The organism is Fodinicola feengrottensis, from assembly GCF_010993775.1.
In the GTDB taxonomy this organism is placed as follows: Bacteria; Actinomycetota; Actinomycetes; order Mycobacteriales; family HKI-0501; genus Fodinicola; species Fodinicola feengrottensis.
In genome coordinates, this window is sequence record NZ_WOTO01000016.1 from 110,514 (window position 1) to 130,939 (window position 20,426).

Below are 20,426 nucleotides of genomic sequence, written 5' to 3' on the forward strand. Positions count from 1 at the left end.
TGCCTCGCCCAAGAGGATCGTCCTGTCTGTGACGCAGCTGGATGAGCTTCCAGGCAGTTAGTGGAGTGGTGCGCTGGGCCGGGGGACCGCAACGCACCACTCGCTTGATGGGCCGCGGCCAGTTCTGCCACGTCGGGCGGTGATGTCACAGTCACTTGGCCTTCCCTTAGCGCGCAGGCGATAGTGCTCACTGATTCAGCGACGCGAATGTACGGCACGATCGAGCTGCCCTGTGCGGGGTTGCGAGAGTTGCGACCCGTTAATAAAAGGCCGTATCAGCCGCGACCAGACGGCTACATACGCGAAAAATTTGGCAGACTGGCGTTGATCTTGACTGCCTGGATCTGATCGGTAACAATCAGTCTTGCCGCAACTATCCGCAACTCTGAGACTCGGGAGCTGCTATGAAGCTGACGTTCGTGGGCAAGGATCCGAACTCCAACCCGTCCGGATCGCCCACCGTCTACAAGACCGACCGCGACACCTGGGTGGTGCAGGGCTGGGTGATCACTGACCCGGAGGCGCTCGCGGAGATGGGCATCCCTGAGGGTGAAAGCGCGGTGGAAATCCCGGACCGGATGCTCCAGTTCTTCCCCCAGACAGGCGCATGACGACCTCGATCAGCGCGACCGACTTCGAAAACCTGCTGACGGCATTCGAGCGCAGCTCAGTGCACCTGGAAATGCGCGAGGCGTACGGCACCGAAGTCGAACTCCCGCACATGGGCCAATGGGCCGCGGGCGAGCCAGATGATCTGGCGTGGCTGGACGGCTGGTGCGACACCGTCCGCGGCCATGTCGCAGCGGGTAGGACGGTACGGCGAGCCAGGGTCGTGTGCGAACCATTGAGCGATTACCAGCGCTGGTCGCACAGCATCGCGTACCCGATGGTCGCCGCCGGCGAAGATATCCGATGGGTGCCCCGCCGCTTGGCGTCCAGCATCGCGGTACCGGGCAACGACTTCTACTTGTTCGACGACACCCTCGTGGTGTTCCTTATCTACGCTGGCAACGGCCTAGCCGTCGACAGGCTCGCCTCCCGCGAACCCGCCGACATCAAGCTGTGCCGCACCGCGTTCGATGCCGCCTGGAGACTCGCCACCCCCCACCGTGACTACCAACCCACCTAAAACTTCCCCGGCCAGCCGGTCGAACAGCCCGTCGAGTTCCGTACAGCACGACCGACGCCAGCTCGGCGCGCGGCTGCGGCAACTCCGCAAAGCCGCCGGGCTGACCGGTCGGCAACTCGGCGAGGCCACCGCGCAGGACTCGACCCGGGTCAGCAAACTCGAAAACGGCGTCCAGGAACCCACCGACCAGGACTTGGTGACCTGGTGCACCGCCTGTGGCGCCCTGGACCAGGTCGAGAGCCTGCGCACTGAAGTCCGACGGATCAGCACGGCGTACCTGGAACTCAAACAACAAGCCAAAGCCGGCATGAAACGGGTGCTCGGCGCGCACACCAACCAGCGGTACGCGACCACCCGCAGATTCCGCGTCTACGAACAAAACGTCATCCCAGGCTTGTTCCAGACCGCCGACTACGCCGCCGCGATGCTGTCATCCTGGATCGACTTCCTGGACACCCCCAACGACCTAGACGAAGCCGTCACCATCCGCCTGGAACGCCAGAAAATACTGTACGACCAACGCAAACGCTTCGAGATCGTCCTGGACGAACACGCCCTCTACAAACGGTTCGGCTCCATCAGCACCCAGATCGGGCAACTGGACCGGCTACTGACCGTCATGGACTTTCCCACCGTATCCCTGGGCATCATCCCGACCGACGCTGCCCGCGGCCCGGTACCGGTTCCCTCCATCGGATTCTGGATCTTCAACGACACACTCGCCGCCCTGGAAACACCCACCGCCACCCTAGAAGTCACTAAAAAACCGAAAATCCAGCTCTACGCCCGTCTCTTCGACGGCCTGCGCACCAATGCCAGCTACCGCAGCAATGCTCGATCACTGCTCACCAAAGCCATCACCACCCTCACCGTCCAACTCGGCAGTGACCCTTTCTGAATCAAACGGTGAATGCGCATGTGAGCCATATTTGGCGCAGTTCCACAACAATCACGTCAAACGACAGGCGGGTGGTGTCTAGTGTCTCGTCCGCGTCGTCGAAACGTGGACCTGCACCAACTGACACCGGCACCGTTGGTCAGTAGGATCGGTCGACGGCAGGACTGCCGCCCGCGCTCAAGAAATAGATCGGTGGCGGCTGAAGCAGGAGAATCACCGCGAGCACATCGGGAGATGAAACCAATAGTCTTGGCCGACTTTCGTACGCTCTGAGAGGAGCAGAGCGTTGGCAGCGTGACACGCGTTCAACGTGTTCGTCCACCCGGAAGCCTGCCGGATCGAGCTGACCTATCAGACCTTCGATGTCCACGACGCACCCGGCCAGCAGCTCCTGGTCGGCACTCTGGAGCCGGGCAGCAAAAGCGCCACAGCACCGTTGTCGCTGATCTGACGCTGACTCAGATTTGGTTGTTCCACATGCGAAACATGACGCAGCTGCTGTCGTCGAAGGTCATTGTTCAGAGATTCTCAAAAGTGCCAAGCTTTTTGTAAAACTTTGGTGCCACGGACCGCCGTGTCGCCAGTAATCATTAGAATCTTCCAGTAAAAACTCCAACACCCCTCCTGTCACTGTTGTCTGCTGAGCCAGCCCTCGACAATCTCCGAACGGCCGACCCGCGAACCTCGTACGGCCATTCGTGATACTCCGCGTCTTCGCCAAACAGCGCCTCAAGGGGTACGCCGGCGCTGCTGTCTCCCACTCGTGTAGGTACTTCTTGACCCAGGATCCCACCTGCGCGCGCGTTGTCATTTGGTTCGTCCTGGCTCGTGCTCCGTCCTGGCCACGTCATAAAGACTGGGGTTGCGCGAGATTCCCTCAGCCACGAGCAATGATTGGTTCACTGAGTGGTTGCCCAGCGCCCGTATTCGTCGGGGTACCAGTGGTCGCTGCTGGGGAGCATGCCGGCGCTGACGGCCGGTATTGCCGAGTATGCAGCGTTTTTGGCCCATGTCGCGTATTGATTGTCGTATTCCGTTTGGGCAGCGGTTAGCCGCTGGGCGTGGCCGTCGAAGAGTCCTGCCTCGAGTAGATGCAATTTATCGCCTTGTTCTGCGAGCTCTTGCGTTAGCCAGGCCGAGGGTATGGGTGTGTACTCGTCGAGTCGTCCGGTGGACCGAATGTGTGGTACGTCGGAGCCAATGCTGAGGTTATCTTGGACCGCTTCGTCTGTTTTGGAGACGAGCCGCAGATATTCGAATCGTTCCCAGTGGTCGGCGTAGGCGGTTGTCCCCAGCGCGAGATGGCTGGTGAAGATTGGCAGCAGTGAGTTGTGGAGCCGTCTCGACGCAGTCGCGTGGGACATAGTTTCCTGTGGACCGAGGATATGGCCGACCTTGCGGAGCTTTCCTGTGCGCGGGTCGACAGTCGTCGGTTCGCGGAGCAAGCGGACTACGAGAGGCCATCGTTCGGCGGCTGTCGCCGCCACACCTGCTGCGTACAGCATCATGGTTGCTGGTGCGCGTACGAGATGTAGGAGGGACGTCGAGCCGCTTTGGGAGACGGGACGCGCTAGTCGTTCGATATCAGCAAACCACCACCGGTCTGTGTCTGCATTTCCCCAGTAGACAGTAGTTGCGACGAGTGCGAGCAGGACCTCGATGCCTGTCTCCAGTTGGGCGAGTCTGTGCTCATGTTCGTACTGGACGTTGGGGGCGTCCCAGCGCTCCGGAATCAAAGGCGCCAAGGTGCGTACGCGTTCGAATTCGGTGCGGATGAAGTCGTGTAAGGGCACAGCGACTCGGGCTCCGGATAGCGAGCGTTTTGCTGTTGCTACGGCAATCGCCGTAGTTGCGGGATGTTGGCGTTCGGTGTCGGCTAATGCATCTGTCGTGTCGGCTAGTTTGCCGAAAAATGTGTCCGCATCGGCGTGAATGTAGACACCGCTTCTCTGGAGGCGAAGATCGTTTGCCGTCTCTCCGAGGGGGAAGGGGTCGGCCCAGTAGGTGCCGAACCTGCGGGTTGTGCAGCGTGCCAGAGCTTCGCGTAGCGCAGTGTCCCAGGTTGCAGACCAGCCGGAGATGATCAAGCCGTACTCGTCGAAGATTCGATCGAGCAGACCGTTCAACTGCGGAGGGTAGGTGCTGAGTTCCTCGGCCGTGTTGAGCATGCTTGCCGGACTGAGGTAGTCACCGTGTAGGTGAACTACCAGACACCGGAGGGTGTGGAGAGGGGCTAGGCCAGCGATGTCGGCGGGTGCGGTGACAACAGTGGGTTCGATGCCTTCTTCGCGCAGCGCGGCTTCGGTCAGCCGATCGAAGTTGATCGTGATAATGACTCGGACTAAACCACTTGTGACAAGCCTGGCAACGGCTGCATGGGCGGCGGTCGGGAGCTTGCTGCCCTGCTCGCGTTCGTCCTCGGTCGGTTCGAAATAGCCGCGTAGGAGCGCCTGACGTTCCAAGGGCGTACGTGTGAGTGTGTCCAGGAGATCGTCGTACGTTGACAGCTTGCCAAATCGATCGCGGTACCAGTCGAAAGGATCTGTTGGCGTAGCTCCCTCGGTCTGTGCCACTTTGAGGATCAGATCCTCCTGTACTGCCCACGCCGATGGCACATCTGCGGCAATCGATACTCCGGCGCCAAGCAGCACCGCGTACGCACCAGGACTACTGCGTAACGCAAATCCCAAGGTCACATACGGTTCGATGTGAACCACCCCCCCCAGATAAGGCTTTAGGCCAAGTTCAATAGATGGTGTCCGAAGCGGTTGTCACCGGAGGCCGCCTGTTGCCAGGCGACGGTGACTCTGATGTGGATGCCGAGCATGCGGGCCAGAACTGCGGCAGGTACCTCGGGGGTGATGCGTCATTGCTCGGCTCGCGCGATGGTGGCGAGTGTGGTGCGGATCTGGTCGGCATCGGGGTGGTTGAGTTCGACGAAGATGGTTAGGGCCTTCTGGTAGGCGGTGAGCGCGTTCTGGTCGTCGCCGGCGCCGTGCTGGATGTCGTCGGCGAGGTGGGTCAGGGTGGCTGCCATGCCATGTCGGTCGCCAAGTTCACGGAACATGGCGACGGCCCGCTGGTAGCTGTTGATGGCCGCGGTCTGGTTGCCGAGGTGGTGGTGGATGTAGCCGAGACTGTCCCAGGTGTGTGCTTGGCCATCGCGGTTGCCGAGCCGTTCGTGCAGGGCCAGTGCCTGTTGGCACCTGTCGCGAGCCTGGTCGTGGTCGCCGAGTTGGGCATGGTGCCAGCCGACCGCGTTGACGGCGTCGGCTTGACCGACCAGATGACCGGTCGCCTGGTGCAGCAGGAGTGACTGTTCGGCATGATCGAGGGCTCGAGTTTGGTCGTTTTGTCGCCCCCACACGAAGGCGAGCGTGTAGTGCGTGCGGGCTTGGCCGGCCAGGTCGCCTGTTTTCTCATAGAGGGCGAGCGCCTGTTGGAGCTCCGTGTGAGCCTGCGGATAGAGGGCTAGTTCGGTGTACGCGGCCGCGAGGTTGCGGTGAGTGCGGGCCTGTACGGCCGGGTTGCCGAGGCGGTCCGCTGCGGTGACGGCAGTGCGGCTGGTGGTGACCCAGTCGTTCCAAAGGCCGCGCCGGTCCAAGTAGCTGAGCAAGGCCCAGGCCAGTTGCCAGGTATGCGCGTCGTATCCGGTCGCGGCGGAGTGCTCGACGGCTGCGAGTAGCACATCGTGTTCTGCGGTAAACCACGCCAAAGCCTGGTCCGGATCGGCGAAATCCTCTTTGATCGTGTCCGATCGCGGTGGGTCCAATGTGATCGAATCCCGGGTGGGATGGAGCACGCGGTCGGCGCCATACGCGGCGTGCAGGTAATAATCGAGCATTCGGCGCGTGGCCTGCGGATCTTCGTCGTCCCTTAGTTCTGCGGCGTAAGCGCGGAGCAGATCGTGGAAGGCATACCGTCCGCGGCGATGCTCGACGATGAGGTTGGCGTGGCTCAGTTCTGTGAGTGACTGGTGTACGGCCGTAGGCGACACGCCGGCGAGACTGGCGGCCGCGGGAACCGTGATGTCCGGGCCGGGGTGGTGACCGAGCAACCGGAACAGTCTGGCCGTCGGTGGTGTCAACGCCCGGTAGGACCAGGAGAAGACCGCGCGTAGATCCGAGTTCGGGTCATCGCCAGCCAACAGGTCGAGGCGGTGGTCGGCCAATTCAGAGGCCAGGACATGCAGTGGCAGGTGCGGCTGCAGTGCGGCCCGAGCAGCGACCACGGCCAGCGCGAGCGGTAGGCGTGCGCAGCGGGTGATGATGTCCGCGACAGCCGCCGGCTCGGTCTGGACGCGATGTTGGCCGAGGCGGTTTATCAATAGCCGTACGGCATCCGTTTCGGACAGCAGATCGAGGGACACCGGTCGCGCACCGTCCACCGCGACCAAGCCGGTGAGTTGGTTGCGGCTGGTCACCAGGACGAGGCAGGACGGCGTGCCCGGCAGGAGCGGCCGGACCTGCGCGGTGTCGCGCGCGTTGTCCAGCAGGATCAGCAGCCGCCGACCGGACACTTCGCTGCGATATCGGGCCGCCCGTTCATCCAGGCCAAGCGGAATCCGTTGCGAGGCAACGCCGAGCGCCTCCAGGAAGGCACGGATAGCGTCGGCCGGATCGAGCGGTCCGGCCGGGTCGAATCCACGCAGGTTCACGTACAGATGACCGTCTGGGAATCGGTCGGCGATCTGGTGGGCGCCATGCACCGCCAACGCGGTCTTGCCTACCCCCGCGGTGCCGCCGATCGCGGTGATGAGCACGGTGCCATTGGCGTGCGCCTGGTTGGTCAGCGCGGCCAGTTCGGCTGCTCGGCCGGCGAACTGCGGAACCGTCGGCGGCAACTGATGCGGTCCAGTCGATGCGGTGATCCGTGGCAACGGCACGGGCGGCGCTGATCCGAGGTGGCCACGCACACACTTGCTGGTGTGCCGCTTGCAGTTCGGCACCGGGGTCGGTGCCCAGTTCGTCGACCAGCCGCTGCCGTACGGTCGTATAGAGATTCAGAGCGTCACCAGTCCGACCGGTGGCCGCGAGCGCTTGAATCAGCGCGCCGGACACCGACTCTGCTAACGGAAACTCGCCCGCCAGCTCAGTCAGCGGACCGACAGCCGCGGTCGGGTCACCGATCCGCACCTCGACCAACCCCCACGCGACCATCGCGTCGACATACTGTTGACCTAACGCGAGGCGGGTTCTGGTCACCCACGAACCGGACAGGCCGGCCAGCGGTTCACCTCGCCACAGCTGCACCGCCGCACGCAGCAGGGCAATTCGTTCAGAGTCGGACCCGGACATGCGGGCCTGGCTTATGAGTTGTCGCATGTGCAGTGCGTCGATCGCGGCGGGTGCGGCGTCCAGCAGGTATCCGCGGCCGGACTGGTGCAGCAGGCGGCAGTCATTTCCCGCATCGGCCAAGATGTGCCGAATCCGGGAGAGATGAGCATTCAGGCTGTTACGTGCTTCCTGGGGAGGTTCCTCACCCCACACCCGGTCAATCAGGACCTCAGCGGAGACAACTCGGCCCGCGTCGACCAGTAGAGCGGCCAGGACGGTGCGCTGCCGCGGCTGCCCGGCGTCCACCCGGCGTCCAGCAGTCCAGATTTCGACCGGTCCCAGCAGCCGAAACTTCATTGTCCGCCCCTGCCATCGCCGTGTAACCAGCACCGCAAGGATTTCACAACCGCGCCAACCATCGGCCGCAGCGATCCTGCTCACGTGACCGAGAGGACGGTGAGCTGAGCCAGTTTGCCGGACTTCCGCCGATCCCGGCGGCAGTTTGGTGATCCGGGTGTCGGGAAGGAAAGGCAAACCTGCCCGACGCCGTCGAGCTGAACGCATGTCCCAGGTGGCCGATCGGCCACCCGCACTCCAAAAAAACAGAGGAAGACGATGAACAGAAGGACTCTACGCGTGCGTACGGTGCTGATTGCGTTGGTTGCGGCGGGAGCGACGGTAGCCGCCTGTCAAGGCGCGTCGGCCACGACCGTGCCAACTTCGAAGTTCGCGACGGCTAACTCCACATTTGTGAACTCGGCACCCATGCACCTGGCCTCGGCGGTAAAGGTCGTCGGCGCCGCAGACGCGACGGGTGAGGTGCCGGTCTTGCTGTCCGACGGCAGCAGCTTCTCCGTGCCGGCCAGCAGTGTCACGCGCGTGCTGCATCCCGATACCACCGGTATTGCCATGCGCCGGACCTCCACTGGCATGGAGCCCGACATTACCGTCAACGGGCCTTGCGGCAGTTCCAATATCTACGTGCATGAGAAGTCGAACGGTCACCCGGTCAAGATGACCACTGGATTCACCATCAGGAAACCACTGCCGCCGGCGGTCTCGTACAAATGGCGTGCGGAAATCGACCGGTACAACGGGGGCTACGACTACTCGTACTCAGCCTCCGGCGGACTTGCATTCCGCTACTCGTGGGCCGGTGGACACAGTAGCGACGCCAATTATCCCAGTGGTTACTACGAAGCCTTCGTAACGTACGGCTTTGCTCAGCTTGCCAATGGGCTCGTCTGCGTCAGCGGCGATCCGTACGCCGCACTCACCTACCTCTAGCCAAACCTGGAGCGCGGTACGAACCTCGACTGAGCAACGACGCCATTACCCGAATCGGACGCATGTCCGATCGGTGGTGTCGCGAAGAGACTTGCTCTGCGTGCTCGCGTAATGACAAGATTATTACTTGGTCCCCGCCGACTCTCCCCGTGGTCGGCGGGGACTTTGTTGATCTGCTTTGGGGCGACGCCGTCCGGCGACCAACCCGTCCCGGTTGCGATCTCGCTTCGACTCGCTTGCCGGTGATCTCGCCGGGCTCGTGGAACTAGGCTCCGTTGCCAGGCTCAGGGGCATCTGACGCCACGTCGTGAAACGTGCGCGCCGCTGGTGGAGTCTTGTCGTACCGTCCTGCAACCATGACCGGCATGCGCGTCGTACTCGCAGGCAGTGTCCAACCGGGCATGCGCCTGGCCCGTGGGTCCGAGATCGTCAGCCGCCAGTTGCTGACCACGAGCCAGCGTGTGGTCTTGGTTCTACATACCGGGGAGCGGATCGAACTTGATCCCGATCAGCCAGTCACGATCGTTGGCGATCCACCTCGAAGCTGATGGATGCGCCCCGCGCTGCGCGGGACAGGACGGGCGTTCAACGCTAACGGCGTACGGGTCGTCGAGCGTCAACAGCAACTCTGCACGAGCAGGTACGCGGACGCTTCCAGTGGACTGCGTAATCGAACACATGTACGAGAAGATGGTGTCTGGCCTCGGCAACCTTCGACGGCACCTCGTGCGTACGTATGAACCACCTCGCAAGGTGTGGGTGCGGTTAGAGCAGGTATTCGCCAGTGGACTGGGCGGCGGCAAGCAGAGCCCCGCCCCGCGATTGCCCGGTCGCGAGGCTTGCGGTTGCGGCCCCGCGTCCCCGGACTGCAACACGCATGGGTGCGTACGACGAACGGCGCATGGATGGCCGTTGTCAGCTTCAGTCTCGTGGCTGACGCTGTCGGCGAGATCAATCTTCGCTACTTGCTGCGGGCCGAGATGATCGAGCCGCATCGGCGAATCCGTGCGCCCGGATGCCTCGTGAGGCAAATGTGTCGACACGTACGCGTCAATGGCGGCGGCATCGAGTCGCGAATCGCTCCGGCCGTTACCCGTCGACGGTGGCGCGGTTCGTCACAATGCTGCGCACGTACGCCGTAGGGGCGGTCAGTGTGTCAACTCGCCCGGAGAGTTCGGCGAAGGAATTCTGCGTCAGATCCTCAGCAGCCACGCTGAAGGTTGGGCTACGCCAGTCGCATCTTAGGCGAATACCTGCGCAAGTAGAGAACCTGGAACACGTCTCCCTCGACCGCGAAGGCCGGTCGGCGCCAGCGTCCGTCCGCGACGACTGTCTGCCCACTTTCGCACCCTGTCAAGCGCGACTGCGGGGAGGTTCGGTCGCATGTTCATGGCGGGTTTCAAATCGGAGAATACGTAGATGGACGCCAGGTGACGGTACCGCCAAACGAACACCCGGATGGACGGTCGATCAACACGGCATTGAACTGGCTGCTCCAAGTATGGACATAGCAAGTTCGGTGCAGCCGTGGCAATTGACGTAAGGCATCACAACCAGTGATATTCGATTTTGTGCATCTGTACGGCTGAGGTGAGTTAGTGAGACGGATCGGGCCTGGTTGAACAGCGAGGTCAACGTCTGAACCGCCTACGCCATTCGATCCAATTTATTAAGCGATTCAGGGGGTTGTTGAACACCTCTTCAACGTCCCGGCCGTAACCATGAGTGTGCAATTTTTGTGTTTCGGCCCTGTCTTCATCGACGGCGACCGGTTGCAATCGGCGATCGGCAGTTGTCGAGGAGGACCACGAAAATGGCGCGTGCGAGGCGTTCCGCCGCCCACGAGGCGGCCTTTAGCCCATCGCCGTTGGACGTAGCTGAACGTAGTTTTCGGCTCATGCTCGAGGGGCCTGAACCGCTCTCGATTGACGGCGCCGCATTTGGCGGTTGCCTCCCGGCCCGTCGTATCCCGTTGGACGAGTTAGCTGATGGCCTCATGGTGGTCTGGGTGGATCGACGCATGTGGGCTGCGGTCTGGCGCCAACTCATCGCTCGTGCCCGTGCTGGCGACACGAGTTGGACGCTTGGATGCGTCGGTGTCGCACTACCCGGCCTGCGGCGTCGAGCCGATGCTCTTGCCCGGCAGGCGGCGCACCTGGACAGCGCAGACCTCGACGCTGAGCTATTAGCCGGCTTTCTGACCTCGTTGAAAACTGGCGATCTCGACCTGGAGCCGCAACCGATCGTGCGGTTGCTGGCGGACGCCTACAACGCTGGCCGCCGCTATCTGCGACGCAACCGCGCGGCGGAAGTCGTCGTTGAGAATCTTGGCGAGGACGGCATTGACGACTCCGTCGATGTGGACCACAGTGCCCAGCGGGCGCGCCAGTCGCTACAGGCGGCGATGTCTGTTCTGAATCCGGCTGATGCTGAGTTGATCAGACGGACGCGGGTCGACGGCGTGTCGATGGCGGTTTGCGCCCGTGAGGCGGGGATGAAGGAATCCACGATGTTTGTCCGCCGCTGGCGTGCCGAGGTACGCCTTCGGCAACTGTTGCCCGCGCCGAGATCGGGGGAGTAGCAGGCGCGCCGCGACTGGGTCGCCTTTTATGAGTCCGGTACGTCATCGGCGAGGCCACGGCAACAGTTGTCTCCACCAAGGCCGGCGATCGCGTTCATGGGTGACCACGAGCCGCGGTTCTGTCCTGCACGGATGAGATGCCGGGGCGACGGTCCACGGCGCGGTCCGTGGAGATTCTGGGCTGAGACGTGGCGCAGGTGTGGCAATGGGAATTTGTGATGGCGCGGACCACGGCGTTGGTGCGGTGGGTTCGGTCACCGCAGGTACGTCGATGGTCGTTTCGGTTGCTGTGCGGTCGGCCTGTATGCCGTGGAGCGCTTGCACGTCTTTCACCCGAGCCCAGAGGCCGCGTCGGGCCAGAACGCCGGGCTGATAGTAGCGGCGGCTGCCGTCGAGAACTTCTCGGAGGAAGTGCTCGACGTCCATCGAAGCGGTGACGAACCAACCTGCCGCATCCGCGGGTATGTGCCGGGGACGCTCAGATGCTCGAAAGGCGACGTTGGCGAACACTTGGATGCGGCTGTGATCGTTGAGTTCGTGGTCGAACGGTTGGTGCCATGGTGTGGGACCTGGTGCGTACGGTCGCCGGTCGTCGACGACGCGGAATCGGACGGCCGGCTGATTCCATAGTGCGTCGCGAAGCTTGGGCGAGTCGAGCTTGGCGTCGTCACCAATCAACCAGCACACCCTGGCATCGGCTCGCTCGCGGGTGGCCGTCCGCTTTGTGAACGAGGTTTCGCGCAGCTGGACCTCCAGACAGAACTGTGCCTGGTGGACGAATACGTCGGCATGGGTCGGCGGATGCTCAGGCGTCGCTTCGTATCCGAGGTGTTCGACGATCTTGGCCAGCCTGGTCTTCATCCACCGATGCTGCGCAGACTCCGGGCCGCCACCGCCGCGGGGGATCCAGTGATCACACTTTGAGGTCGTGACAAACCGGAGGTGGCGTGCCCTATTCCTAGCGTTGACAGCGGTCAGCCGGATGTCGCAGCCAGGTTCTGGGCACTCAAGCCGGGGACGTGGGTCCCGGCACATGAACGCCCAATCCTCGTCGTGCTCGACCCAGAGCGTTCGCCGCTGAGGTGCGTACGGCGAGCGTGCGTGGCGTTTCGACCCCAGGTGATGTCCGTCCATACCACCTTTATGCCACGAGCCACCGACAAAATACGGAGAGTTAACTTAGTTGGGTGCGGCGACAGAGTACGCAACGACTTGATTACGACCTTGGGTTTTGGCACGGTACATCGCCGTGTCCGCGGCGTGAAGAATGTGGTCGATCGCTACGGCCGTGTCCGGGTAGGTGGCGATGCCGATCGAGGCAGTAACCCCGGTGATCACGTGAGTGCAGCCGTCGATGCTGGTGGTGACGATGAGCTCGGCGACGGCGGCGCGGATACGCTCGGCGGCTGCGTGGGCGGCCTCGGTATGCATACCCGGTAGCAGGACGACGAACTCCTCGCCGCCAAATCGGCCGATCGTGTCGTACGCGCGGGTTTCGGTGCTGATCGCGGCGGCGACGGCATGCAGGACGGCGTCGCCGGCGAGGTGGCCGTGGGCGTCGTTGACCTTTTTGAAGTGGTCGAGGTCGATCAGCAGGACGGCGAAGCGTTGGCTCTGGCGTTGTGCGCGGGCGATTTCGGTGGTCGCGCGGGTGCGCCATTCTGTGTCGTTGAGCAGGCCGGTTTTGCCGTCGTGAGTGGCCAACTCGGTGAGTTGACGCATCAGGACGCATCGGTGCAAAACGATCACCGGCAGCAGGACGAGCACCGCAGCTGCGGGGTGAGCGACCAGGAGCAGGGCGGCGGCGCCACCAAGGCAGAGAGTGGCGATCTCCAGGGCGTTGTCGGCTAGTGACCCGTACAGGGGAAGGAAGGCTCGCTTCGGGTTCTGGAGCTTCAAACCGATCATGATCAACAAACTGTTGACGCCGGTGAATGCCGCGATCGCCGCGCCGATCGCAACCACTGTGTCGCGAAACTCGTGTGGTCGTGATCAGTGGTGCCGAGCGTGCTGCCGACGCCGCAGGCGCGAAGTACGGGAGACACGGTCAGGCATGCGATGACCATCGTCGCAGCGCTGAATACCACCCGGTAGGTGGGACGAGTGCTCATCGTCCGCCAAATTCGTAGCCAGAGATGCCCGTAGATGGCAACCGTCACCAAAGCCGCCAGGGCCGGCGGGAGCAGCAACGCGCCGGCGCCGATCCACACCGAAGTCATGTTGACGTGCGGCGTCTCGGCCACGTAGCGACGGATTCGCTCGGTGCGCCGGGACAACTCAGCCTGGGCGATCCCGATCGCAACCAGAACCATCGCCCGGGACCAGTCCACCATGTTCACCGTCGTCATCGAGGCAGCTGCAGACGCGAATAGCGTCAAGATCACCGCGGCGACTTCAGTCCCTAGGTAGTACGGAAGCACCCCCCTCGGCGCGGTACGCATGGCCCACCGAGATGTTCGGCCAGCTGAGATTTCTGCTCTGCCCATATCTGCGCCCCCATGCTGAGTGAATACGCTTACAGGTCTGGCCGTCGACACCACGCCGGAATGCAGCTCTTGGCGCTCGTGCACGGTGCCGTTGGAGTGGTCTTGCGCGCTGCAGAACTACGCGCGCCGATGCATCTCACCAGAAATCGCCCTCCGTACATAATTGGCTTCGCTGTGTTACCTGGACACAGTATTGCCTGCCCAGAGACCATGTGAACAGCGCCGATTTCCCTTCGGGGCTTCGTGGTGGAAGGGAGGGTCGAGCCATGCGTGGAAAGGAAGACTAGGGCGAACGTCGAGGTCAGAGTCCTCTGCGCTCTGACCTGACCAAACGGCCTTATCGGCGGATCCGCACAGCGCCCGCGCAGTCGGGCGCTTCGGTGCTGCCAAAAACCGGGGGACAATGTCGGTCACGACTCCCTCCGTTAAGTGGTTCTGGGTTGGGCGACAGCGCCAGCCACTCGCGACCACGCGAGTGCTCCAGCGACGCCCAATCCAGCTCCGACTACGGCCGCGCATCCCAGCGTCGCGGCGGTCCCGGTTACCTGCGCAACGGCGCCGGCGACCACGATGCCCAAGCCCTGCACGGCCACCAAAGCCGTGGACAGCAATCCAGACACCTGCCCACGCACGCCGTCGGGCACAGCCCGGGTGACCATCGCGGTGGCCTGCATCTGGTACGGAGTCGATAACAATCCGCTTGCCGCGATCAGCGCCACCGACCACACGACGCCCGGACGAGCGAGTAGCCCGATGAGCGGTACTCCGGCGCCGGCCGCCAGCCAGCCGGTCATCTGCGGTTTCCACGCGGCCGGAACCCATCGCGCGTACGCCCAAGCGCCGACTACCGACCCGATCGGATCTGCGGCCAAGAGCAGTCCAATTACAACGGAGCCACCACCAAGCTGCGCCGCATACGGAGCGGCAAGACCTTCGGGCAGGACGTACAGACCGGCGAGCATCTTCAGTCCGAACAACACCGCGCCGCCGGGGACCGCCCACACCGCCACTGCGCCGGCGCCTACCCAGGACAACCAGGCACTGGATTTAGGACCGGGCGCACAACTGGACTGAGCGGACACCTCGCGTTCCTGCAGCTCAGCATGCTTGCCGCGGAACCTGCCAGCCGCAGGTGCTGGCCGAGGGCGTACGCCCCACCAGACCAGCAACGCCGAGGCGAGAAATGTCATGGCGTCCGCGACCAGCGCCCAGTACGGACCGATCAGCGCGATCACCAATCCACCGACCGCGAAACCAGCTACCTGCGCGGACTGGATAGTGATATTGCGGACCGCGAGCCCCGCGACATACAACTGCTCATTCTGGTCGTCGTCACGCCGATCGACCGCGGATGAACCACGCCGACGACGGTGCTCAGATCCGCCGGAAAGTACGGCCGGCAGCAGTGCCAGTTGCGCAGCTCGCGCCGGCCCGCCGGCGATGGTCAACGCGATCAGTAGGACACACAGCCACACGAATGGCATCCCCGGGATCGCCATCGCTGCTGCCACAGCCATCCGAAAGATGTCGCTGACAACCATCACCCCGCGACGCGGGAAAACATCCGCGAGCCTCCCCAAAAGCGTCCCGCCCAGCACGGTCGGGAGATAGGTCAACCCGTACGCCAACGCCGTCAGCCCCGCAGACGAGGTCCGCTCGTACACCAGCACCGACAACGCCACTCGCGCCAGCTGGTCACCGGCCTGAGACAACGCCTCCGCTGCCCACATCGCCCGGAATTCAGCAACACCTAAACGCCGCTATCAGGCCGATACTCGCGTCCTTACCTGCGGACACCGAAGATTGACGTGGAACAGAGCTCGAGCCAGGACTATCCGGCTCCTGCCCAGTCTTCGCACCTCGCGCCATGCCTAGCCCCCGTTCGCCTCGCCGCCATTCGCGATGCGCCGCCAGTCAGGCCACGGCTGCACGCTGCCGGCGGCTGAGCTGACCAAGAAACCGTATCCGGCTTGTCGGGTCTTGTCTGGATAACAGCGACAATGGTCTTCGAATCGCGCGATCCGTGCGCACCTCGACCGCCAGTCCTGTTCGGAAGATGACAATCCATCGGTGGCAGGAATTTCAATCTGCCGGCGAAGCGCGTCGCCGCGGGCAGGTCGGACGAGTCGATCCCAAGAATCTCGTTGCGGGCTGCCGTGTCGAGTCTCTGCTGGATCCGTGAGAAATCTGCCCAGGTCAGCCATTGGACAGATCTTGAACAGTTGATCGAGATGGGCGCTGAGCAGGGGCTTTGGCTTGGCTCGGCGGTGACCGTTGCCAAGCGCGGCCTGACTGTAGTAGCAAGGACCCAGGACAGCTGTCTGTAGCCAACGGGGGTGTACAGAATGCGTCACCAGTCTGCGTGGGCCGTACTAATAGTGGCGATGACGGTCGCGTTTGTGTCGGCGTGCTCGTCAGCCGGATCTCCGGCAGGCACGTCGTCGCGTCCGACGTTTGCTGGTTATCCTCCGTCTGCGGTCGCGCCGTCGCCGACCCAGTCGAGCGCGCCCGAGCAGGCGGCATTGTCTGCTTGGAGCGGACTGTGGGCGGCGCTGGCGCGTTCGGCAGAAATTCCCGACTACGACGGCAGACTGTTGGACGACTACGCCACCGGCGACGCCCTCACCATCCTTCGAGGAACCCTCCAGGAGTGGCGGCGCGAAGGAATTGTCACGAAAGGACGCCCAGTCCAGCATCCGCAGGCCAAATCTGTCTCTCCAGCAGGGAATCCGACCACGGTGACATTGACCGATTGCGGGAGACTCAACCACCTGGCTGCGTTACTACGCGAAAACCGGAGACCTGGTCGCCGGCGAAAAGCGTGCGCGTCGGAAATTCACGGCGACTGTAAACCGGGCTGGCGGTGGCTGGCGGGTGAGTGAGTACACGATCGGACCAGCGAACTCATGCTGAGAAGACAGCATTTACGGCTCATTGCGGCCGTTTCTGGTGCGATCGGCGGAATCTTGGTGACCACAACCCCCGCGTGGGCCGATCCGTACGGCGGGGCCTCATGTCACGAGTCGCCGACCCCGCAGTGCCGCGTCGTCGCTGGCGATCGACCCGTTCCCGGCGAGAATCCGCCGCAGCCCCCAATAAATGAAGGCCGACCTGCTCAGAGCGTCACCCGACCAAACCAACAACCGGACAATGTGCCAGGAGTGCGACCCGGCTGCTATTTCCGCGAGGCGGATGGATCAGAGCTTCCCCGTCGCCGATTGCCCGACTGCGGATTCCCGCCAGCAGCGCCAGCGCCAGCTGATCCTTACGCATTGGCGCAGGAGGCCGTTTCCCGCCTTCAATTGCCAGCGGTTCGTACGGGCGCGAGTCCGACAGGGGTAAAGCTGGTCCGATTGCCGGTATGGCTGTGGGTCAGCCGCGACTCATGGCAGACCCAGACCGCCACGGCGAGCGTTCCGGCCTTGACGGTCACAGCGACAGCACGTCCAGTGGCGGTGAGTTGGTCAATGGGAGACGGCGGCTGGCTGACCTGCCACTCACGAGGAACACCGTGGACACCGGCACGTGGCGGAGCCGCGGCGTCACCGGACTGCGGATACATTTACGACAGTTCGTCAGCTGGCGCGCCATCAACGCGCTATACGGTGCGCGCCACCATCCGTTGGCGGATTAGCTGGGCCGGCGGCCCGTACTCCGGAACTGAACCGGACCTCTTCGCATCGGCGCGACGACTAGTTGGCAGGTCGCCGAATCGCAAACCCTCATCAGGTAGCCATCGATCCCGCGCACATAGCGCCACACACAGCCACGGACCTCATGTCGGGTCTATATTGGCGTGGCGCTTTTGCTGTCGTAAGGCGCAACGACGCAGGCGACGGGTTGGACAGTTCATGAACCGCTAGACGACACTCGGAAAATCCTTCCTTTCTCTCGCTTCGCGGAAATGCGCATTCATCGACCCTTTTGCTGCGCTCGCGGCGTTCTTGTGTCGCCGGCTTCAGTCGTGAATCTCTTTGTGTCCGAAATTTTCGTTGATTGAAGCAAGTAAAGAACTGAGGGTCTCCGTGGCCTTTGAGGGTGTAGGCGCCCAGTCGCCTGCCGGCCCGTGTCGGGGAGCGCCGCGGTGAGATATCGACATTTCTTTTGTCACCTAAAAAAAAAAGGAGGAAGCGTCGCGTTTTGCTCCCTGGCACCGGGTTCGCCTTAGGCGCTCGGTCATTCAAGGGGGTGAGCCCCGATGCGCCCCTCCTGCTCACAGAAATTCAATTCGCTCGTTCGCCGTACAGCTCAACGACGCGGCTGTCGCCTTGCGGCGACCGTTGGCGCTGTTGCTCTATTTGCCGCTGCGGTCGCGGTGTTTATCGACGTGTCGCCGGCTTTTGCCTTGGATAAGCCGCCAGGTCCGACGGCAGACCAAAAAGAGCTGATCGGCGTGATTGACCGACTGCGGCTTGCGATCATTGTTCTTCTCGGGGCGCTGGCCTCATTGTTCTTGACGATTGGTGGCTTTCGCTGGCTCTCGGCTGGCGAGCCGGGCGAGGTCGAGAAGGCGAAGTCGGCCCTGAAGGCCGCGGCGGTCGGATACGTGATCGCGGCCTTGGCGAAGGTCCTGTTCGACATTCTGTACGCGGTGGTGTTCGGATCATGACCGGGCAACGGAGAGCTGGCACCACGCCAGGGGGCAATGCTGGGCGGCGAGGTTTTGTCGTACTTTTCGCTGGGCTGGCAGCTGTGCTGGCCGCGGTTCTGTTGGTTTTCGTCGCACCGGCCACGGCAACGGTCCTCGATCGGTTGAGGCCACTCCCGGACCGACAACGCAGCCCATGCCAGCGGCGGCGAGTGCACCGCAGGTGAAGGCGCCAGCGCCGCAGAAATCCGCGACTCCGTCCATCACCCCGGCGCCACCTGTCGCGCCGCCGTCGTCTTCTGGGGGAGGGGTGCCCGGTGACCTGCTGTCGAGCGCGATTTCGGCGTGGTTGTTGTCGGTGACGCTCGGGACGGGTCTGCTTTTCCTGTCTCTGTTGGGGAAGTTCTCGGCGTTGACGCCGGATGTGACGGCGTTGTCTGACGTGTCGACGATGTGGTCGACGTCGCAGGTGGTCGCCAACGCTTGTTTCGTTCTGCTGATCGTCATCGGCGCAGCGACGGCGATGGGATACGAGACCGTTCAGTCCCGTTACACCGTCCGTGAGATCGCGGTCCGTCTGGTGGCGGCATTCTTGTTGGCGAACCTGAGTTTCCCACTGTGCTCGCAAGCGATCCGATTCTGCAATGCGCTCACCTTGGCGATGTCGAGCTCGGTGACGCCGGCGGTTCTTGGTTCAGTGCTGCAGAACATCGGAGCGCGGGCGTTGTTCACGCCGGGGATCGCCGTAGTGCTTTTGGTATTGATCATGTTCGTCGGCGTCTTGCTGCTGACGATCACGATGTTCGTCCGTGTCCTGTTACTCATCCTTCTGATCGGTGTCGCGCCGCTGGCCTTGACTTGCCATGCCCTGCCGGGTGTGGAGTCGGTGGCGATTTGGTGGTGGCGGGCCTTCGCGGCCTGCTTGGGGACAGGGCTGGCGCAGGGGGTGGTGTTGACGGCGGCGACGCCGATTTTTTTGTTGTCGCCGCCGAACAATCTGCTGTCGCTTGGGACCTCGCCGATTTTGAAGGTCCTCGCCGCGATCGTGATTTTGTGGCTGCTGTGGAAGATCCCGTTCTGGTGTCTGCGTACGGTGCGCAGCAGGGCGCCGCGGTTGCGGATTTCTCCGATGCGGTATTTCACCGAGCGGCTGGCCGATCGCGGGCTGCGCTCAGCGGTGGCGCAGGGTTTTCGGTAAAGGCGGAGGCGACGACTCCGGATCCGACAACCGCGGGCGTTCGTCCCGCGGCCCGAGTAGCGGCCCGAAAGGCCCCGGCGGAGGTGGCCCCCGTCCCCGCAGGACCGGCCCCAGGAACTCCGGCGCAGGTTCGCTGACCGGTAATCCGGTGCGCGGCAAGATCAACCAGAACGGCGTTTGGCGCAATGTCACGGATTCCGATGCCAAGCGACAGGGCGGTCGCTGGGGGTTGCCCGGTCTGGGCAAGCCCGTGACCCGTACGGCGAGCGCGACCGGCAGCGGCACACGGGCAGCATCCGCGAAGGCGGCCGGTGCGACAGCGGCGAGGACCGGTGTGAAGGCCGGTGCGGCGGCCGGCCTCAAATCCACTGCCGCTGGTGCCGCTGGGTCGGTGGGAACACCGGTCGCTGGTGTCGCTGTAGCGGCAGGCATGTCGGCGGCCCGACGCGCGAAGCGCGGTCGCAGCGGATCCGGTTCCCTCCCAATACCGCCGCCAGTACGACCCAGGCGATCAACAAGGCCATCGTCCGGGCCGCCTCGCGCAGAACAGGCGGCTTCCAACGCTCCTTCCGCTACTGCGGCGCCGCGGCGACGCGTGACGGCGAAACCGACGCCGCCACCGGGCCGATCCGCGGGGAGTAGCCGGAGTTCGCAGACGGCCCCACCCACGTCCTCTCCATCGTCGCCGTCGTCGGGTGCGCCTGAGCGCGCTCCCGGGAAATAGAGGCTGTCCATGTCTGAGCAGCGTGAGATCCGTGTCCCGATGCCGGCCGATGTGGATCGGCCGGACCGGATCGCGTTCGGTTTGACGATGCGCCAGTGCCTGATCCTGGGCGGGGTCGCCGCTGGCCTGTGGGCGGCGTATCAGGTGCTTGGCCACGTGGTTCCGGCGTTGGTCGCGTTGGCGGTGGCGATACCTGTCATGGGACTGGCGATCGTGATCACCCTGGGCCGGCGCGCGGGATGATGCCCTGGACCGGTGG

General features: G+C 63.5%; 15 protein-coding genes and 1 pseudogene. 10 read left to right on the plus strand and 6 right to left on the minus strand.

Annotation, left to right across the window (positions count from 1 at the left end; all coding sequences use genetic code 11):
- Positions 1–404 precede the first annotated feature (404 nt).
- The 4 genes from GNX96_RS17040 (at position 405) to GNX96_RS17055 (ending at position 2,478) form a co-directional block, all read left to right on the plus strand.
- Positions 405–611 carry a hypothetical protein gene (locus GNX96_RS17040; RefSeq protein ID WP_163568852.1) on the plus strand — a complete coding sequence of 69 codons (207 nt, stop codon included), beginning with the start codon at positions 405–407 and terminating at the stop codon, positions 609–611.
- Complete coding sequence (locus GNX96_RS17045) at positions 608–1,129, plus strand: DUF6879 family protein (protein WP_163568853.1); 522 nt, start codon at positions 608–610, stop codon at positions 1,127–1,129. Before GNX96_RS17040 ends, GNX96_RS17045 begins: the two co-directional genes overlap by 4 nt.
- Positions 1,110–2,027: a helix-turn-helix domain-containing protein gene (locus GNX96_RS17050; protein ID WP_279580588.1), complete on the plus strand. Its 918-nt coding sequence runs from the start codon at positions 1,110–1,112 to the stop codon at positions 2,025–2,027. Before GNX96_RS17045 ends, GNX96_RS17050 begins: the two co-directional genes overlap by 20 nt.
- Positions 2,028–2,337: 310 nt before the next feature.
- A complete protein-coding gene (locus GNX96_RS17055; protein WP_163568855.1) occupies positions 2,338–2,478 on the plus strand; it encodes an MmyB family transcriptional regulator in 141 nt (46 codons plus the stop codon).
- Positions 2,479–2,926: 448 nt separating this feature from the next.
- Here the strand turns inward: GNX96_RS17055 and GNX96_RS17060 are convergent, their stop codons facing one another.
- From GNX96_RS17060 to GNX96_RS63795, 3 genes and pseudogenes are all read right to left on the minus strand, one after another.
- Positions 2,927–4,678, minus strand: coding sequence for an SIR2 family protein (locus tag GNX96_RS17060; RefSeq protein WP_163568856.1), 1,752 nt, complete (start codon positions 4,676–4,678; stop codon positions 2,927–2,929).
- A 215-nt stretch (positions 4,679–4,893) separates the two neighbouring features.
- The gene (locus GNX96_RS17065) at positions 4,894–6,912 is read right to left on the minus strand and encodes an ATP-binding protein (protein WP_279580589.1); all 2,019 of its coding nucleotides are present in this window, start codon (positions 6,910–6,912) and stop codon (positions 4,894–4,896) included.
- A gap of 43 nt (positions 6,913–6,955) precedes the next feature.
- Positions 6,956–7,867 (minus strand): annotated as a pseudogene (locus GNX96_RS63795) (AfsR/SARP family transcriptional regulator); the annotation flags it as partial.
- A 72-nt stretch (positions 7,868–7,939) separates the two neighbouring features.
- On the opposite strand from GNX96_RS63795, the gene GNX96_RS17075 reads away from it, so the two are divergent.
- The 3 genes from GNX96_RS17075 (at position 7,940) to GNX96_RS17085 (ending at position 11,801) form a co-directional block, all read left to right on the plus strand.
- Complete coding sequence (locus GNX96_RS17075) at positions 7,940–8,590, plus strand: hypothetical protein (RefSeq protein ID WP_163568859.1); 651 nt, start codon at positions 7,940–7,942, stop codon at positions 8,588–8,590.
- 2,020 nt (positions 8,591–10,610) lie between these two features.
- Positions 10,611–11,171, plus strand: a complete 561-nt coding sequence (locus GNX96_RS17080) for an RNA polymerase sigma factor (protein WP_163568860.1) — start codon at positions 10,611–10,613, stop codon at positions 11,169–11,171.
- A gap of 309 nt (positions 11,172–11,480) precedes the next feature.
- On the plus strand, positions 11,481–11,801 hold the full coding sequence (locus GNX96_RS17085) for a hypothetical protein (RefSeq protein WP_163568861.1): 321 nt from the start codon (positions 11,481–11,483) through the stop codon (positions 11,799–11,801).
- 549 nt (positions 11,802–12,350) lie between these two features.
- Here the strand turns inward: GNX96_RS17085 and GNX96_RS17090 are convergent.
- The 3 genes from GNX96_RS17090 to GNX96_RS17100 all read right to left on the minus strand — a co-directional run bounded on the left by GNX96_RS17090 (position 12,351) and on the right by GNX96_RS17100 (position 15,387).
- On the minus strand, positions 12,351–12,938 hold the full coding sequence (locus GNX96_RS17090) for a GGDEF domain-containing protein (protein ID WP_279580590.1): 588 nt from the start codon (positions 12,936–12,938) through the stop codon (positions 12,351–12,353).
- Between the two features lie 143 nt (positions 12,939–13,081).
- The gene (locus GNX96_RS17095) at positions 13,082–13,519 is read right to left on the minus strand and encodes a hypothetical protein (RefSeq protein WP_163568863.1); all 438 of its coding nucleotides are present in this window, start codon (positions 13,517–13,519) and stop codon (positions 13,082–13,084) included.
- A gap of 563 nt (positions 13,520–14,082) precedes the next feature.
- On the minus strand, positions 14,083–15,387 hold the full coding sequence (locus tag GNX96_RS17100; RefSeq protein WP_163568864.1) for an MFS transporter: 1,305 nt from the start codon (positions 15,385–15,387) through the stop codon (positions 14,083–14,085).
- 2,468 nt (positions 15,388–17,855) lie between these two features.
- Here GNX96_RS17100 and GNX96_RS17105 point away from each other — a divergent pair.
- From GNX96_RS17105 to GNX96_RS17115, 3 genes are all read left to right on the plus strand, one after another.
- Positions 17,856–18,266, plus strand: a complete 411-nt coding sequence (locus GNX96_RS17105) for a pilin (RefSeq protein ID WP_279580591.1) — start codon at positions 17,856–17,858, stop codon at positions 18,264–18,266.
- Positions 18,267–18,441: 175 nt separating this feature from the next.
- Positions 18,442–19,443 (plus strand): hypothetical protein, encoded by a 1,002-nt coding sequence (locus GNX96_RS17110; protein ID WP_163568865.1) that lies wholly within the window; start codon positions 18,442–18,444, stop codon positions 19,441–19,443.
- Positions 19,444–20,176: 733 nt separating this feature from the next.
- Positions 20,177–20,410, plus strand: a complete 234-nt coding sequence (locus GNX96_RS17115) for a PrgI family protein (RefSeq protein WP_163568866.1) — start codon at positions 20,177–20,179, stop codon at positions 20,408–20,410.
- Positions 20,411–20,426: the final 16 nt, after the last annotated feature.

Excerpts from the sequence above, each read along its gene's own strand:
- GNX96_RS17040 (WP_163568852.1), top strand. The coding sequence starts at position 405 with ATGAAGCTGACGTTCGTGGGCAAGGATCCGAACTCCAACCCGTCCGGA.
- GNX96_RS17045 (WP_163568853.1), top strand. The coding sequence starts at position 608 with ATGACGACCTCGATCAGCGCGACCGACTTCGAAAACCTGCTGACGGCA.
- GNX96_RS17080 (WP_163568860.1), top strand. The coding sequence starts at position 10,611 with ATGTGGGCTGCGGTCTGGCGCCAACTCATCGCTCGTGCCCGTGCTGGC.
- GNX96_RS17095 (WP_163568863.1), bottom strand. The coding sequence starts at position 13,519 with ATGACGACGGTGAACATGGTGGACTGGTCCCGGGCGATGGTTCTGGTT.
- GNX96_RS17100 (WP_163568864.1), bottom strand. The coding sequence starts at position 15,387 with ATGTGGGCAGCGGAGGCGTTGTCTCAGGCCGGTGACCAGCTGGCGCGA.
- GNX96_RS17105 (WP_279580591.1), top strand. The coding sequence starts at position 17,856 with ATGCGCCCCTCCTGCTCACAGAAATTCAATTCGCTCGTTCGCCGTACA.
- GNX96_RS17110 (WP_163568865.1), top strand. The coding sequence starts at position 18,442 with ATGCCAGCGGCGGCGAGTGCACCGCAGGTGAAGGCGCCAGCGCCGCAG.
- GNX96_RS17115 (WP_163568866.1), top strand. The coding sequence starts at position 20,177 with ATGTCTGAGCAGCGTGAGATCCGTGTCCCGATGCCGGCCGATGTGGAT.